The sequence below is a fragment of the Gracilibacillus boraciitolerans JCM 21714 genome (genome assembly GCF_000521485.1).
GTDB lineage: Bacteria > Bacillota > Bacilli > Bacillales > Amphibacillaceae > Gracilibacillus > Gracilibacillus boraciitolerans.
The window spans coordinates 21,490-36,683 of record NZ_BAVS01000009.1 but is presented as its reverse complement, the minus strand read 5'-3'; the positions used below and the strand labels follow the sequence as shown (position 1 = coordinate 36,683).

Below are 15,194 nucleotides of genomic sequence, written 5' to 3'. Positions count from 1 at the left end.
CAAGGCTTCATTTATGTTTACATTTACTATTAGTTTATAAATTGACCCACATATTGCATTGGATCTACAGGCTGACCGCTGATTCTAACCTCGAAATGAAGGTGTGTTCCATCCCCCCCACCACTAGAAGAATATACATTTCCTGTGTTTCCTACATAACCTATAACTTGTCCTGCTTTTACTTCAGTTCCTACAGGGATTCCTTTTTCAAGCATATGAGCATAGTGTGTAGTTACTGCACCCCCATGATCTATGTCTACCTTATACCCATAACCCCCCCCATTATTAAATTGAGAATAAGTTACCACACCATCTGCGTAGGCGACTATTGCTTTTCCTCGTATTCCGCCACTTGCTACATCAATACCATTATGATTTCTGCCATTTCTTACTCCAAAGGACGAGGTAATATTTTTTGAGTATGGCACGACCCAAGCTGATCCATTAATAACTTCGGCCATTGCCTCGCCACCTAACATTAATCCGTTAGTATAAGAAAAATAGGTAGCTAATACTTTCTCTACATACCAATCTGCACGATTATAGGCAAATATAGCATTTCGCATAGCTTCTGTTTCATCCGATCCATTCATATTGCTACTTAAATAATTAGCAGCAGTATACGCAGCATCATAAATATTAAACATATCCACCACGCCATCACCATTACCATCTACCCCCCCATAACCGCCATATTGATTTATTATTGACGGACTGGTAAGTGCAGATTCAGGTATATTTGCGTTTCCTAATGAGCTGATTTGACAAGTTGGATAACCCCATCCGATCACGGTACAAGGCATAAATTGAAAGTGTCCAATTGCGCCTACCGGACTAACCATAGGCTTTATTTGAGAAAAATTTGTTTCAATCTTATGAATAGATGCCAATAATATCCAATCAATTCCATAGGCTTCTCCTGCTTCCTGATAGATTGCTATATTTTCAGGGGGGGAATTTGTTCAGCCCCATATTCTGATAGGCTTGTATCATTATTTGCACCTAATAAAAAAATACTTCCACTTATAATACCTATAATTGGTAGAACTATAGCAGATAGAATGATCCCTAATGCTAACACGATACCTAGTATAATCATTATCCCTTTTCCGTTAGATTCTGATTGTTGCATCTCTTTCACCAACTTTATTGTAGTTTAGCGTATGCGTAATCATGAACTTTATATTGATCATCCACTTTTACAATCTGTAATGTGTACTCCACTATTTCCTCTTTTTCTTCGCTTTTGTCTTGATTAAGCACATTGCCATTAATTCTAGCAATTAATTTAATATATTCTCCATTTGCTTCAAGAGATTCATATACATGTATTTCTTGAACTTCCCTATAAAACTCTTGGAATGTAGGTCTTGTAATACCTTCGCTTAATTTGTTTTTTAACTGATCAGTTATATAAAACTGATATTTTTCTTTATACATTAATGGATATTCCCCATTAAAAGAGTAAAAGTTTTCACTGAAATTTTTAGCTAATTTCATAGACTGATCTATTTCTTCTTTTGTATAAAAATCTTCTAATCTATCAACTGTTTTTTTGCATTTTCATTAAAATCAACTGAAATATCATCCTGGTATTCATACTCGCCATGTAGATAGTTGTGTTCATGTTCATCATCCTCTTGATGTTCATGTTCTTCTGTTTCATGCTCTGATTCAGAATTGGTTTCATTTTGCGTGAAACTATACCTTTCTTCTTGTGCTTTTTGTTCTTCTTTTTCTTTTTCTACCATTTCTTCTTTCTCTTGATTTGCTGATATTTTATTTCCAAGATAGAGTGATAGAGCTAATAGCACAATCGCAAATACGATTATGCTATTAATAAGTCTTTTTCTAAATAAATCTGACATTGTATCACCTACTCTTTATCCATTTTCCTTTTCTTCATAATCATGGTTAGAAAAATCTTCTAATGTTATCTTTTCTTCTTTTGGTTCATCGAAATATTTGTCATTTTTAACAAAATCGTTTATGGAATATATTCTTGATTCGTGTTATTTCCTGTATTAGAAACTTCTCTTTTAGGAATATCCTGAGTTGGAATATCATTCTCTATAAATTCTTGTTGCGTATCTTTTGTATTATGGTTGTTAGTTGGTATCGAATTACCTTTAGGACTATTAGAGTTTATTTTGCTTTCTCTTATTGGCTGCGGATTAATACCATTGTTTTCTACATCTGATTGGTCAAATTTTGTGATTTCAATAGATGTACCACTTTCCGTTCCTTGATGCATAGGCTCTGTAACTATCGGTATGTCTTTAGGTTCATTTGAAAATTGTTGACTGTTTGTATCCAATTTTGGAGTTTGTAAAGGTGTTGATTCATTGTTACTTTTACTATAATTATCTAATTTTTCTAAAGGTATCTCTTCAGTATTGATAGATTTATCTGCGTGAACTTCAGTTTGATGATCCTTTCCATGATCTATATTTCCTGTAGATTTCAATTGATTAGTTTCATTTTCCAACTTTTGATCAAACACTTTTCCATGCACCTTATTTGAGAAGTTTGTAGCAAAATCTTCTTTCGGTCTTTTTTCTTCTATTTCTTGTTGTATTTCACTCATGCTTGTGTTGACCAATTCATCATCTACAGCGTTTAAATCTATCCCTTTTTCATGTAACTTTTGAGTAGCTTCTTTCGCCATAGGCTCTGCTATTCCATGTTGTGACATTAGTTTTTCTTGAAAATCATCTTTTGTTTGCTGTATTTCTAATTGTTGCATGCTTTCTGCTTCTTTTTGATCGCTAATAGCTTGATTTTTATTCATGCGATCATACATCATTCCTGTGGTTGCTACGGTTCTTGTTGCACTACCAACATCATTTTCACCAGTTGCTACACCACCAAGAGAACCACCAACACTAGCACCCATCATAGCCCCCCCTTGTGGTGTTCCAGTTACAATACCACCGGCAACCGCACCGCCAACCGTTGCAGTTTTTGAGACAGCAGATTTTAATGGATCAGTATACACGTTTTTTATTTCCTCTCTTAGATAACCAATTTGTTGAGATCCAAGTGAGAATATTCTAAATATGCGTTTTCTTAATAAAAAGAAAGTGGTCCACAACGCTAATTGACACCAACTTAAAACAATAAAAGATAGTATAGAGCTAGAAGTAAAGGTACTCATAACTGAGTTCATGAGCACATTCGTCAGCATAAATACAACCAGAGCAATTACTGATACAGCTAGTTTTAATGCTAACGGTATGATTAATTCTAAAAAGTACCTTATAATTACTCCGAATTGATTTGGTAAAGCACCCCCCCAAATAAACACGAATGGTGCTATCATTCCAATGGCTAAAAACCAAAATTGAAATAATAATAAACTAAATGATAATAGTAATACTGGAATAGAGTTAATCATAAAAGAAAACATAGTAATAAATTGAAAGGTGATTTTTTCAATTAATTTCGTTCTAGTCATCATAGGATTACCACGTTCTGTTACTTCTTTTAACACTATATCGTCTCTTGTATCACTATTAGGTTTTGCTCTCAATAATTGCTCGATTCTACCCTTACCTATTTCATCTTCGTTCATTGTTCCATATTGAAGGTAAAGATAGGGTTTATGAACAAACACATTCCAAATTGATTCAGAAAACATAGACTGAGTTGTAGGGTTTTCTATGTTATTATTATCATTTACTACGGTATTAGCTTGTCCTGAGATAATTAAAGCACTGGCCTCTGTAGAGATATTATTCAGTCCTTTAATCACCTCTGAATAATTAGCAAAAAATAATAATGCTATGATTAAAGCAAGTACAGATTTTATCAATGTACTAAAAGCTGTTATTTTCGCTTTTTTATTACGAACATAAAAAGGGTATATACAGCTATAAACAAGATGATAAGCGATAGAAACCCACCAAATAAACCAGATGAACCAAAAGATAAATTATTGATCCCTGTCATGGCTATTACGGTACTTTCTATTTCGTCTATCATAATGTTGATAAAGTTTAACAGTGATACAGAGTTCAGAAGCCATATCAGAGCTACTGTAGCAGTTTTTAAAACAGTAAAGGGTAATTCTATTACGAGATTATGAATAAGCTCAAACACAAGATTTTCTGCGCCATCTTTGGCTTGTTTAAAAGGATTTAAACCATCTATAAATCCTTCTTCTTCTAACTCGCTAGAATCTATAAAGTCAATGGAATAATAGACTTTTTCATTTTGATATTCACCAAATGATGAAGTGAAAAATTCATCATTAGTCTCTTGATAATTAATTTCTGTATTTGATTTTGCATCAACTTCTACTGCTTTTATATGTATAGGTTGTATGAAACAAAAACTGATAATTAGAAATGATAGTATTATGTAAGTGATCTTTTTCATGTTTTCCCCCCTCAAGATTTTTCAGGGTATTCTTTAACTGCAAAGGTGTTTGCAGCATATCTATCCATTACTTCTTTCACTCCTACTGGCGTGAATTTACCGTCTATATCATCTAAATGGTGTTTGCTATGATGGAGATTACCACTCCCTGATACATTCATAACAAATATTTCCCCTTCTACTTCTTTTAAAAGAAAAATTAAAGGTTGTTTGTCATGCCCTGATCTGAAATTTTTATATTGAACGGAATAGTATATTTCTCTATATTGATCATAGAAGTAATCAAAACCATAGATACCTAGATAATCACCCATTTTTTCTAATTTCTCTGTATCTAGGGGGTTTTGTTGTTTTTGTAGCATTTTTTATCTCCACCCTATCTTCTAATGAAGAGGGATGGAGGTATTGCTTCATCGTGTAATAGTCCTCTGCTATTACACTTTTGGCATATTCATTTATCACCTTGTTATATTCTCCGTAATTACTAGAAGGTGCTAACTCATGTTTTTGATTGCACCCAACAACTAATATCATTAGCATCAATACCATTAGAATCATTAATATTTTTGCTTTCATTTTCTGCTCCTTTATGATACATATTCCGTTTGTTCTTCTTGTTCTTCTGGATATTCTATCTCACCAATATTACGTTGGCGTTCTCTTTCTTTTTCTTCTTCTGAAGAAGTGGAAGAATCAAATGCGGTTAATAAATCACTAAATACTGGATCAATTTTTATGGTAGCTGTACGACCATAGATGTCTTGAAACAAACATGTTCCCTTTTGTAACGAACGAAGTTTTTCTACATTTTTTCGAGTTATAGGTAGATTTAGGAATTCCAGCATTTCCTCTGCTTCTTTTCTCGTTCTTAGACCGAATGAAAACTTCATCCCTACATTCGCTACATCATCCCCCCCATGATCTGTAGCGTTTTGAGAACCTTTAATCAATGTTGTATTGTAGTAACGACCTTTTCTAATAATAAAGTCCATTAGCTCTCGGCCAACAGGGGGGGATCGATCTATGGTACTTGCTTCATCCTGTAAAATGATTTTATGGATACTTCTATCCTGGTTAAACATGTACTGTTTTGTATAAGCAGTAATAGATATTAGAATCGCTTCCGATATTTGTTGTTGTGTTCGTGGTTTCTTTGTTTCTTTATCAGGGAGATTTAAGTTTTGGACCATTAATATTTGAATTGGTTTATCTGCTTTTAATGAACGATAATCTTGTCCAACTTCACCGAATAAAAGGACTGAAAGGTTTTGACGTTGAAGCGTTAGTAAAGCATCTTTTACACGTTCTAAGGCTTCATACCTTTTATCACTCATTTGATGTCCACGTTGTTCATATTGTTCTACAAGATAATCAATTGCAGCCCCTATGCATGGATCATCCATTTCTCCCACATATTCAATCGCATCACTCAAAATGCTGTATTCTACATCATTGATGCTTGAATTGGTTAGATAGGATAGAATATCTAAGGCTATTGCTTTTCCTTCCTCTAAATCTACACTTGTACGGAATGGATCAAGACATCCTGCATCCTTCTTACTTTCCCCCCCTAGTGTCCACTTAGAAATATACTCTTTTGGGATCATCGGAAGTTCATCCCAACCCTTGCGATCACCTTTTGGATCAATCACTAAAGCCATACTTCCATTAGCAAGAACCGATAAATATAACATTAAATTCATCTCAAAACTTTTCCCTTTACCAGTCTGTCCTGCCACTAATTGTGAAATAGAATCTTCCACGTTTCCTAATCCCTCAAAAGCCTTTGCTGCTAAGTCAGGTTGGATGAATACAGGTCTACGTAATCGTTCTGTATAGCCTATATAGAAACCTCTATTATCGCCAATGTTGGTTGTTGCCCCCCCAAACATCATTCCTGAAATAATACCTGAATCGCATTCGATCTTATAATCATTGTTTATTTGACGACTACCGATAATTTTTTCCATCATCAGATTTAGTTGTTCCCCCCCAAACGGTGCTACTATTTTTATGCCATATTTTATTAGCTCATTTTTAAGTAATTTAGAACGTGTTTCTAATTCTTTTTTTGAATTAGCCGTAATTTTAAAAACGAACGAAGCGTGATACGCAGGCTGCCCTGTTTTCGTAAAATAACTCTCTGCCTTAATTGTTCCATGCTCTGATATATCTAAGGCAAAATCAGTATTAATTCCTGCTTCTTGTGCGTTTTGTCGTTGATCTCGATATTCTAATTTTTTATTGGAAAGTCGCTTTGTCATACGCTCATTCGTTTGGTGATATGCCTTACGGAAACGGAAATAGGAAAATTCATTCTTGACTGAATATTATAGAGCCATTCAAAATTAGGAAAATAATTCTCACTATCCATTGAATGTGCTACAAGATACTTAACGTGCATCTCTTTCACTTCATCATTGACTTCTTTTCTAAATATCAAAGATGTTGGTGTATCTTCCTCTATGTTTGTATTCTGTAAATCAAAGAAAGCTGTTTCTTTAGGTCTGATTGCTCGTTGTGATCTTCCTTCATCATCCAGACCTTCTACTTTTTCACCAGTTGTGAAATTTCTCCTTTTTTTAATATCAGAATTGGATTGCATAACAGAAAATTCTTTTTCTAGGAGATATACAGCTTGAGCTGTGTTTAATTCCTTGATGTTACAATTGAATGCTGATCTAATACTATCCATTGCTGTTTCAGATTGATCTTTCCACATTTTTATTTCTTCTTCTAAAATATCCATGCTGTGCAAACCATTAGCTCTATTAATTTGTGCATTTACACCTTTAAAGAACTCTTTTATGCTGCTGATTAAACCTAACCCTGCGTTTGCATCCTTATATTTATTCAAATCAGGTATTAATTGAACACCTATAAATTGTAGATATTCACTTGTTTCCTGAATTTCTTTTCGTTTACTTAATGCTTCTTTCGTAGCTTCCATTAATCGAATACCATTATCTTTTAATAAATAATTTTTCATTTTAATATCTTCGATCGTTGTTCCTAATATTTCCTCTATATTGCTAGGAAAAGGTTCTAACATAAAATGAAGGTCATTTTTATTATTGAATAAAAATGCTGTTTGAGATTGAAATGGTATTAACTTATCGTCGTGATCAAGAAAATCATAATTAAATCCTGATACTTCATAATAAGCTGTCACCGTTCCATCTTTGGAAAAAACTAAATTTCCATCAATATGTTTTATCGGAAAATCTAATACACCTGTTTTCAAATATATTCTCCTTTCTGTTTAATCAAGCTGATCCTTGATATATGTTACCTTTGGCATTCCTTTACTTTTAAATTTCGACTTTTTTGGTTTAAACCGATCATTGGAGTGGTCCTCGCCAAAGGTGATCGTTGTATATCCCTCAAATTCATATCGCATTAGCTTTTTTACCTCACGCCCTCTTGCGTATGTTATTCCTTTTTGTTTTCGCCAATAATAAAGCAATATCGAACGAAAATATTGTAATGGCAATCTTCCTTCTGTAACTACATCTGATAGCACATACGCTATTGCAAAAGGGATCATGATTAAAAATACAGCTGGCATCCAGTTAATTAGAGAACCTAATATCGGAGTGAAATATAGAACAATCTCGATTACTACTATTGTTAGAAAATAAAGAATTGTTTTTAAGGGTATTGGTCTGCCTAAAGACAGACCAAATAATTGATAGATTTTTCTTTCAAATTTCAAGTAATCATTAAGTACATATAACGGTATTTTCGTTTCAGTATTATTAGCCATTTACATTACCTCAATTGTTTAAACTCAGTTTTTCGGTTGCAAATTCAGAAATATTTTTAATAATATCAGGGGGATATGATAAACACACCGATAAATGCACATCCAATAATGACCCCTATCATTGCTATCCAAGCCCTTTTTACCCCCCCTGTAACAAAGATCCCGATAATCAAAACAATAAATAACACATAGCCTGCTTGTTCCTTAAACCAGTCAAAAAAGCTTTCTAAACCCATTTTCTATTCCTCCTTTTCACCCTCGTTATTATTTTCTTCCTCTGTTTCCTCTATTGTTTCTACTTGCTTATTAGCAATATCATCAATTCCTGCTACCATATATCGCCCCTCTCTTTTAACTAAATTCAATTGATAGTTGGTAGCAAAACTAATATCAGATTTTGGATCTTTAAATATCACTTCTGCAACGGCTAAATACTCCAACTCGTTTTCTCCCAAGAAAATATCTGAGTTCTTGATTTGATTAAATAGGACAGTTTGTTTAAGCCCAGGTGTTAGATCTTCTGTATAAAGGAGATAGTTTAACTTATCTTGACTATCTTCTGCGTAAGATGAAAAGAATGTACTTAAAAATTCCTGTATTTCATTCTTTTCACTTGTATCAGCTTTTTTATATTTTGGCGTGCTTACGCTTTTTACAGTGGTTGCTTCCTCTAAAAATGTAAACTTAGGAAGCTCGTATACACCATATGTTTTTCCATCATACGCTACTGGTACAACGAAATATTTCTCGCTTTTAATGGTTTTGGCATCCTCGCCTGATTCCTTTAGTTCATATTCTACATAAAACGTGATATGAGCCACATCTTTAGCTTTTTCCTCTATTTGTCGCAATTCTACATTCCGAACTACAGCGTTTTTCTTCATATTAGTAAAATCTATACCGCCATAATCATCTAAATCCTCTATCATGTATTTACTCATGATAGATTTGCGGTTATTTTTGCCTTCATCCGTTGCTTTCCACGTAAAATAATCTTGCGTGAAGTTTTCAGCAAATTGAATCGCTTCATCTGTCGTGGCGTGGTTTTTGTTAGCTTCTAAGATTTTTTTATAATCTATTTCTGCATTACTACTGCTGCCGCCAAACATCGTAACCAGTACAACTAGAACCATAATTGAGAATAGTGACCAAAAACTGATCACACCCATCTTTCTAGCAATGAATCCTTTAGGCTTTACCGATACGTTTTTTGTTTGTTTTCCTAAGTTCCTTTTTGTGTTTTTCATCCTCAGACGTTTTTTTAAAATAGAGGAGTACTTTTTCTAAAAAACTTTTAAAGGTAGTTTTATTTTTCACGCTTTTATCTCTCCTTTCCTTTTATAATGATTTTCTACTTGTTCCTGCTAATACACCAATTGCAATGATGATTCCGACTGTTGCTATTGTTCCATACTTCACTTTGGATGATTCATATAGTCCAATAACGACATCAACGAATTCCTGCCATAAAGGTTGTAGTTGCGGGAATGTTTCTAAAATTATGCTTCCAACTATTATTACTAGGAAAAGTCCTAATAGAATTTGTAGAGCCATACGAAACAATTTAATCACCACCTTTTTTATTCTTCTTCTTTGCCACCATCAAGTATGACGAGCTTATTCTCAGAAAGTGCTTTTTGTCGCTGTTGTTTCATGCGCAACTCTTTTTCATCAGCTTGCACAACTAAATGCACTACACAAATAGGTACTTGATTATCCTCTTTCCAGTTTGTGTTATGCCATTCTACTTTCTGTATTTCCTTGACAATTGTTGACAATTCCACCCCCCTTGAACTTCCCTACAATTACTTGTCCAATTTGTGGAAAATCATTTTCATCTGCACGTACTTTATACTTTGCTGAAATATACACTACCTATCACCTCTCAGTTTTTTATTAATCTATCTTCATTTCCTATAGGTGTTTCATTTTTTTTTAGTCATACTCTCAAATTAAGAGAAGCATCGGACTAAGGGATAATTATCCACCAAATATACTTATAGATTCTTGCATAGACTTTTTTAAACTATCACTTATTTCTGTGTTATTATTCTGGTTATCAGTAGAATTTGAATTCTCTTTTATTTCCAATGAGCCTGATTGCAATATATCAAATAGCATTTTCATTTGTTCTGATTGCTCACTTTGAAACGTATTAATCTTTTGTTCCAGTCCTTTTATATATTGTTCATCCTTAAATTCTTGCTGTAATTTATCTATTCCATATTTCAATATTTTTTTTATTGCGTTTGATTGTTCTTGTGTTGGAAATTGTTTCAAATATTCTTTTATATCATTGTCGCTTTTCGTTATTCTGAGTGAGTATACTTCTTTAAGACACATATAATCCCACCTTAACCTGTTGCTACTTTAGTTGATGGAATATCGCCTATCATAATCTTTCCTATCCTGTAATAACCAATTGCATTAGCAAATTGACTAGCAACAATAGATTCTAAACGATTATCAAAATTGCTTTGTAGGTAGTCCATAAATAGTGAACCACCACCACCTACTACGTAAATATGATCAAACGTATCTGATTCATCTTTCCACAATTTATTTATTCGATCATTAATTGCATTAGCAACGGACTCGTGAGCTTCCCTGACTTCTTCCGTTAAATCAATCTTCTTACCCTTATAGGAGATATTCTTTTGAGATAAAATGCGTTTTATTTTATTTTCTGATAGATCTTGACCACCTGTTTGATTTCGATAGGCTACTTTAATATTTTCATATAGGTTCACCACACCTTGATCTAAGGTGTCTGAGAAAGGTGCAAGTGCTTTAAAACTAGCATTATCTTGCATTTCAATAACGCATAAATCAGTTGTGCGAAAGCCAATATCTATTACTGCTATCTGATTTCCTTCAGCAAATAAATCTTTATTGGTGGTTTTTCCTTCATGATTTAATAATGTAGCCCACAGAGCCGAAAACCCTTGTGGGAAAATATATGCTTCTTTTATTACGATTTGTTTTTGTCCTTTTGTCTTACCTGTTATCCATTCTATATTGATGGTTTCTTGCAATAATTTTTGTTTGAATTTATCTTTTTGGGATTCCATATAACTTAATGGTAAGCCAGTAAATAAAACAACTTCTTCTGTTCCCTTTTCTACTACCAATTGAATAGCAGCATGCATCAATATTTGAGAATATTCGTGATTATATCTTTCTCTTTCAAACACCCTCGATCCATCTGTAGAGTTTTTTAAAGCCATCTCACCTATGAAGTAATGCTTCCCATTCAATTTGATATGAATTTCTGAAAGGTCTGTTTCCTCTTGTTCCTTTTCATCAAGAAAATTGGCAAGCATCCTTTCTCTTCCTGAACCAACAACTGAAGGGAATAATACTTTTTTGCCATTAGAACTAATTACTTTAACAAAGCCATACCCAACGTCTACTGCTACATATTCCAATTTTTTCATCTATTCTACTCCTTTCAATTTATAAAATTTCTAACAATCACATCTTGATAAATAGTGAAGATGATATATACTATTAGGGTTAATCTGGCAATACGATCTATGAGAATATAAGTAAATCTTGGAATGGATACACCAATATCTTTTTTATATGGATATAATAGTTGTACTTTTTCAGTTACCATATCACCTAATACATGAGCTATGATTCCTGATATGATAGCTAATGCTATGTAGAAGTCGAATAATATTACTGATAGACTGAAACAAATAGTGAAAAATAATAAAGAATGCGTGAATGTTCTATGTTCAAATATCCAACCAATTGGAATTGAAATAGGAAAAAATAACTTTCCAAACTTAGATCTTGGTTCATCAAGATCAGGAATAATACTGGAAATTCCACCAATTATCGCACCTTTCCAATCGTTTGTTACCATATATCCTAAAGCAACTCCTGACAATGCATGTGTACTCCATTCCATCATATGCACCCTCTCTTAACATTAAAAAAAGCCAATTTTAATCTGCATCCTTTGTTATAAAAGGATATAAAAACAGACTAAAATTGACTTTCTTTTTACATACTTATTTATGGTAAGTATGTATTGGTTCTATTTACCCTTGTATGGTAAAGTAAGAGAATGTGTGCGGGTTCCCTTACCAAACGACTAATCAAATAATAACAATTTATTGTTATTATATATAATAATAGCTATTAAATCAACAATTTAATATTAATATTAAACAAATTTTTGTTTTAATATTAATGATGGAAAATATTTGTGAAATTCTTCTTTAATTATTTATAGGAATTTAGTACAATATAGAAAGGATTACAACTTCACATAAGGAATGGTGGTCAATGGAAATAGTGAATAATGACACAACATACACACATTTAATAATAGGTTGTACCAAATGCAAAAAAACATTGAAGTGATGAATGAAGATCATATGGCAATTTCTTATACAAAATATTCTGATAAAGATTTAGATGATTTATTTATTAGTAATTTTCAATGTATTTTTTGTCATGAACGAATGATCGTAACACCCCCCCACTTAATTAATTTATTTTTTGAGTTCCAGGATAAAGGTTATTTAATAAAATTTGTTGAAGATCGAGTAGAAGTTTTTAATAAAAGTAGTATTATTATTTTTAATAAGTATGACAATGTTAATAATATAATAAATGAAGATGCTGCTGTACAGAATATCATAAATAATGATGAATTAAGTTGCATTTATGAAACTGCTCATGATATAGAATCTAATAATTTTGAAGTCATCTTACATGATTCACGATTGCCGATTATTGATTCCTTATATTTTTAATATATAAATTCCCCCCACATAGAAAATTAAGTAGTTCCGATAACGTTGAGAAAACTTAAAAACACAGCCATATTAACATGCGTTTTCGCAACGTAAACAACAAGGCAGTTAACAATATAATTAATACACCAAAAAAGCTTGGGACATCCCAAGCTTTTTGTTATTAAATGTGTTGTTCTTATTCAATTAAAGGGAGCGCGCAACAAGTTCTGTCATAAGCGCTTTTGCAGTGTGAAAATACAGGAAGTTTATTAGATAAATTTTAACTTTACAACAGAGGATTGGAATGATGGAACCCTATTTCCTGAAACACTCCCATCAATACTCATGCAGGCATCATGATTGACAGATTATGGGGTTCAAAGCACATGTTGTTTCGGCAGAAGAAAGGCTAAAGTCATTCCGTCGGAAAAGGTATGCTAACTGATATGCCGCATGACTGAAAAACTAGATAAGGTGAGAATGTTTCAATAGTAGAGAACTGACTAACTTCCGAATGTACAGGTCTAATGTTAGAACATAGTGTAAAGCTATATCCCTATCAACGTTGGGTGGGTGGTGTAGAGTAAAAATGCCTCCTTTGAAATACATACCTAACAAAGGCGGTATCGCGCTCACAGGCTTAAAGGAAGCACCTACGTTTAGAATGGATAGCTACGTTGTATAAGTAAGGTGCTTGAGAAGCAGAAAACGTTGAAAATAAGAACTGTCATCCAAAACGTTTGCTATAAGGTGAAAGCTGAAATGCATTTATTCTTGCGAAGGTAGGGCTACGACTGACGAAACTCTTGTAATAGGAGTTAAGGAACAGCCCCAAGTCTAGCGAAATACAATGATAATTTTCTAAGCGTTCATCACACCGATCGGGTAGGAATGCGAGGTTTTTCGCAGTGCGAGCTCTCAACAAGTAGAGTAGTAGGTACCATCTTGTCTAAGGGTAACGAGGAACTTATAGTCTCAAGCACATAGCGTTAGACGAAACGCGGAACGACGGAAAACTGTCACATTCCGTGTAGAGCACGGGAAAAACTGGAGATTCCTTCAAAATAATACCACACTCCCTTTTGTACCCTATGCAATAAAAAAGTTAAACTAAAAGAATTATTGATGAAATGGACTGGGGGGGTTAATGTAGAAATTACTACATTACCCATATTTTCAATTAAACGAAATGGATTCTATAATCATTTGGACATCCACGTTTACCATCCTCATTAATTCATCAAGTATTGGTTTCATCTCTTCATTCTGTAATAATTCCGTAGGGGGGCTCTGCTAAGGAATTAGATGCGTAAACTTTTCCGTCATTTGTAGTAATATATATATTCATACCTTGATCATGATAACCATAGAATTCTGAATCATTAAAAATTAAAAGGCTAAAAATATATGAAATAACTTCTCCATCTTGTACATAATCAAACGTGATACTTGCTTCCGCACCATTATACCAATTGTTTTCATTTACATTATACTTATCTGCCCAAGATTCTGGGAATGTTAGTGTGAAACCATATTCCTCATTTTTATACACTAAAGATTCACTTGGAGACGCAGTTTTATCTCGATTATGATCTGCAAATGCTTGTGACTTCTCCTCTTCCTCCATGTCTTCTCGCATATTTGAAATGGCACTTTGCCTAATTGATCATAAACCATTGGCTTTTCAAATATTCCAATGCTTCCGGGAACATAAGCATCTAAAATTTGGTAATTGCCATCCAATAACATTTCATAATTATAAGTAGAAAGACTGTTCGAACCATGTACATCATAGGCGGAAGTGATATAATAAACACCATCTTCACGCTTTATAATATTGCTATTTTCATAAGACTCATGGTTAATTGCATCAGGGTTACCCTGACTATAGAATGTAGTGATATAATTCTGTGCAGCTTCATATGCCTTAAAATTTCCACTTCTCTTGTCTACATTTTGCATATCTGTTGTATTTGTTATCTCGCCACTTGAATGGGTCGTGGTTTCTTCGCTACTTTCAGCACAACCACTTATAATTAATGAAAGAAACACTAGAACAATCCATCGTAATTTCAATTTTCAACACTCCTCATATATTATATTATATTCCTTAATAAAATTTCGCATTGCCTCAAGGTTGACTTTTTAAAATTTTAAATGCACTTTTACCCAAACTTTGACTTTTTTAATTCAGGCTTACCTTTAAACAAATACTTTCCCAGTTATTATTAATTTTTTCCTTAAACTCTTCTGCTTCATTAACAAAAGAAGCGACTGCTCTTGTTCAGCAATCG

Annotated in this window: 22 protein-coding genes; 1 reads left to right on the top strand and 21 read right to left on the bottom strand. The window is 33.2% G+C overall.

Going from position 1 to position 15,194, the window contains the following annotated elements:
* Positions 1-29 precede the first annotated feature (29 nt).
* The 19 genes from JCM21714_RS07750 to JCM21714_RS07680 all read right to left on the bottom strand — a co-directional run bounded on the left by JCM21714_RS07750 (position 30) and on the right by JCM21714_RS07680 (position 12,068).
* Positions 30-890 (bottom strand): M23 family metallopeptidase, encoded by an 861-nt coding sequence (locus JCM21714_RS07750; protein ID WP_052000459.1) that lies wholly within the window; start codon positions 888-890, stop codon positions 30-32.
* A 47-nt stretch (positions 891-937) separates the two neighbouring features.
* Complete coding sequence (locus tag JCM21714_RS07745) at positions 938-1,132, bottom strand: hypothetical protein (protein WP_035723130.1); 195 nt, start codon at positions 1,130-1,132, stop codon at positions 938-940.
* A 14-nt stretch (positions 1,133-1,146) separates the two neighbouring features.
* Positions 1,147-1,500 carry a hypothetical protein gene (locus JCM21714_RS07740; RefSeq protein ID WP_035723127.1) on the bottom strand — a complete coding sequence of 118 codons (354 nt, stop codon included), beginning with the start codon at positions 1,498-1,500 and terminating at the stop codon, positions 1,147-1,149.
* Between the two features lie 35 nt (positions 1,501-1,535).
* Entirely contained in the window at positions 1,536-1,868 is a 333-nt protein-coding gene (locus JCM21714_RS07735) for a hypothetical protein (protein ID WP_035723124.1), read from the bottom strand.
* Positions 1,869-1,987: 119 nt separating this feature from the next.
* Positions 1,988-3,832 carry a CD3337/EF1877 family mobilome membrane protein gene (locus tag JCM21714_RS07730; protein WP_369403508.1) on the bottom strand — a complete coding sequence of 615 codons (1,845 nt, stop codon included), beginning with the start codon at positions 3,830-3,832 and terminating at the stop codon, positions 1,988-1,990.
* On the bottom strand, positions 3,829-4,380 hold the full coding sequence (locus tag JCM21714_RS07725; RefSeq protein ID WP_035723119.1) for a hypothetical protein: 552 nt from the start codon (positions 4,378-4,380) through the stop codon (positions 3,829-3,831). The genes JCM21714_RS07730 and JCM21714_RS07725 overlap by 4 nt, the downstream gene beginning before the upstream one ends.
* Before the next feature lie 11 nt (positions 4,381-4,391).
* The gene (locus JCM21714_RS07720) at positions 4,392-4,742 is read right to left on the bottom strand and encodes a hypothetical protein (protein WP_035723116.1); all 351 of its coding nucleotides are present in this window, start codon (positions 4,740-4,742) and stop codon (positions 4,392-4,394) included.
* A complete protein-coding gene (locus tag JCM21714_RS19785; RefSeq protein ID WP_148294995.1) occupies positions 4,687-4,956 on the bottom strand; it encodes a hypothetical protein in 270 nt (89 codons plus the stop codon). The genes JCM21714_RS07720 and JCM21714_RS19785 overlap by 56 nt, the downstream gene beginning before the upstream one ends.
* Before the next feature lie 11 nt (positions 4,957-4,967).
* A complete protein-coding gene (locus JCM21714_RS18255; RefSeq protein WP_052000458.1) occupies positions 4,968-6,644 on the bottom strand; it encodes an ATP-binding protein in 1,677 nt (558 codons plus the stop codon).
* On the bottom strand, positions 6,641-7,624 hold the full coding sequence (locus JCM21714_RS18250) for a hypothetical protein (RefSeq protein WP_052000457.1): 984 nt from the start codon (positions 7,622-7,624) through the stop codon (positions 6,641-6,643). The genes JCM21714_RS18255 and JCM21714_RS18250 overlap by 4 nt, the downstream gene beginning before the upstream one ends.
* A gap of 18 nt (positions 7,625-7,642) precedes the next feature.
* Positions 7,643-8,146: a TcpE family conjugal transfer membrane protein gene (locus tag JCM21714_RS07710; RefSeq protein WP_035723114.1), complete on the bottom strand. Its 504-nt coding sequence runs from the start codon at positions 8,144-8,146 to the stop codon at positions 7,643-7,645.
* A 65-nt stretch (positions 8,147-8,211) separates the two neighbouring features.
* Positions 8,212-8,382 carry a hypothetical protein gene (locus JCM21714_RS20105; RefSeq protein WP_158413485.1) on the bottom strand — a complete coding sequence of 57 codons (171 nt, stop codon included), beginning with the start codon at positions 8,380-8,382 and terminating at the stop codon, positions 8,212-8,214.
* A gap of 3 nt (positions 8,383-8,385) precedes the next feature.
* Entirely contained in the window at positions 8,386-9,393 is a 1,008-nt protein-coding gene (locus tag JCM21714_RS07705; RefSeq protein WP_084040625.1) for a conjugal transfer protein, read from the bottom strand.
* A 91-nt stretch (positions 9,394-9,484) separates the two neighbouring features.
* Positions 9,485-9,709 (bottom strand): hypothetical protein, encoded by a 225-nt coding sequence (locus JCM21714_RS07700; protein ID WP_035723109.1) that lies wholly within the window; start codon positions 9,707-9,709, stop codon positions 9,485-9,487.
* A 17-nt stretch (positions 9,710-9,726) separates the two neighbouring features.
* Positions 9,727-9,924 carry a hypothetical protein gene (locus JCM21714_RS07695; RefSeq protein WP_035723105.1) on the bottom strand — a complete coding sequence of 66 codons (198 nt, stop codon included), beginning with the start codon at positions 9,922-9,924 and terminating at the stop codon, positions 9,727-9,729.
* Positions 9,881-10,018, bottom strand: coding sequence for a hypothetical protein (locus JCM21714_RS20100; RefSeq protein ID WP_158413484.1), 138 nt, complete (start codon positions 10,016-10,018; stop codon positions 9,881-9,883). The genes JCM21714_RS07695 and JCM21714_RS20100 overlap by 44 nt, the downstream gene beginning before the upstream one ends.
* A 108-nt stretch (positions 10,019-10,126) precedes the next feature.
* Complete coding sequence (locus JCM21714_RS07690; protein WP_035723102.1) at positions 10,127-10,489, bottom strand: hypothetical protein; 363 nt, start codon at positions 10,487-10,489, stop codon at positions 10,127-10,129.
* Positions 10,490-10,500: 11 nt separating this feature from the next.
* The gene (locus JCM21714_RS07685; RefSeq protein WP_035723098.1) at positions 10,501-11,583 is read right to left on the bottom strand and encodes a ParM/StbA family protein; all 1,083 of its coding nucleotides are present in this window, start codon (positions 11,581-11,583) and stop codon (positions 10,501-10,503) included.
* A gap of 14 nt (positions 11,584-11,597) precedes the next feature.
* Positions 11,598-12,068 (bottom strand): metal-dependent hydrolase, encoded by a 471-nt coding sequence (locus JCM21714_RS07680; RefSeq protein WP_084040624.1) that lies wholly within the window; start codon positions 12,066-12,068, stop codon positions 11,598-11,600.
* 433 nt (positions 12,069-12,501) lie between these two features.
* Here JCM21714_RS07680 and JCM21714_RS07675 point away from each other — a divergent pair, with 433 nt between their 5' ends.
* On the top strand, positions 12,502-12,918 hold the full coding sequence (locus JCM21714_RS07675; RefSeq protein WP_035723095.1) for a hypothetical protein: 417 nt from the start codon (positions 12,502-12,504) through the stop codon (positions 12,916-12,918).
* Between the two features lie 1,243 nt (positions 12,919-14,161).
* Here JCM21714_RS07675 and JCM21714_RS07670 read toward each other — a convergent pair.
* Together JCM21714_RS07670 and JCM21714_RS07665 are read right to left on the bottom strand one after the other, a co-directional pair.
* Entirely contained in the window at positions 14,162-14,452 is a 291-nt protein-coding gene (locus JCM21714_RS07670; protein ID WP_035723092.1) for a hypothetical protein, read from the bottom strand.
* The gene (locus JCM21714_RS07665) at positions 14,452-14,976 is read right to left on the bottom strand and encodes a hypothetical protein (RefSeq protein WP_035723090.1); all 525 of its coding nucleotides are present in this window, start codon (positions 14,974-14,976) and stop codon (positions 14,452-14,454) included. The genes JCM21714_RS07670 and JCM21714_RS07665 overlap by 1 nt, the downstream gene beginning before the upstream one ends.
* Between the last annotated feature and the right edge of the window lie 218 nt (positions 14,977-15,194).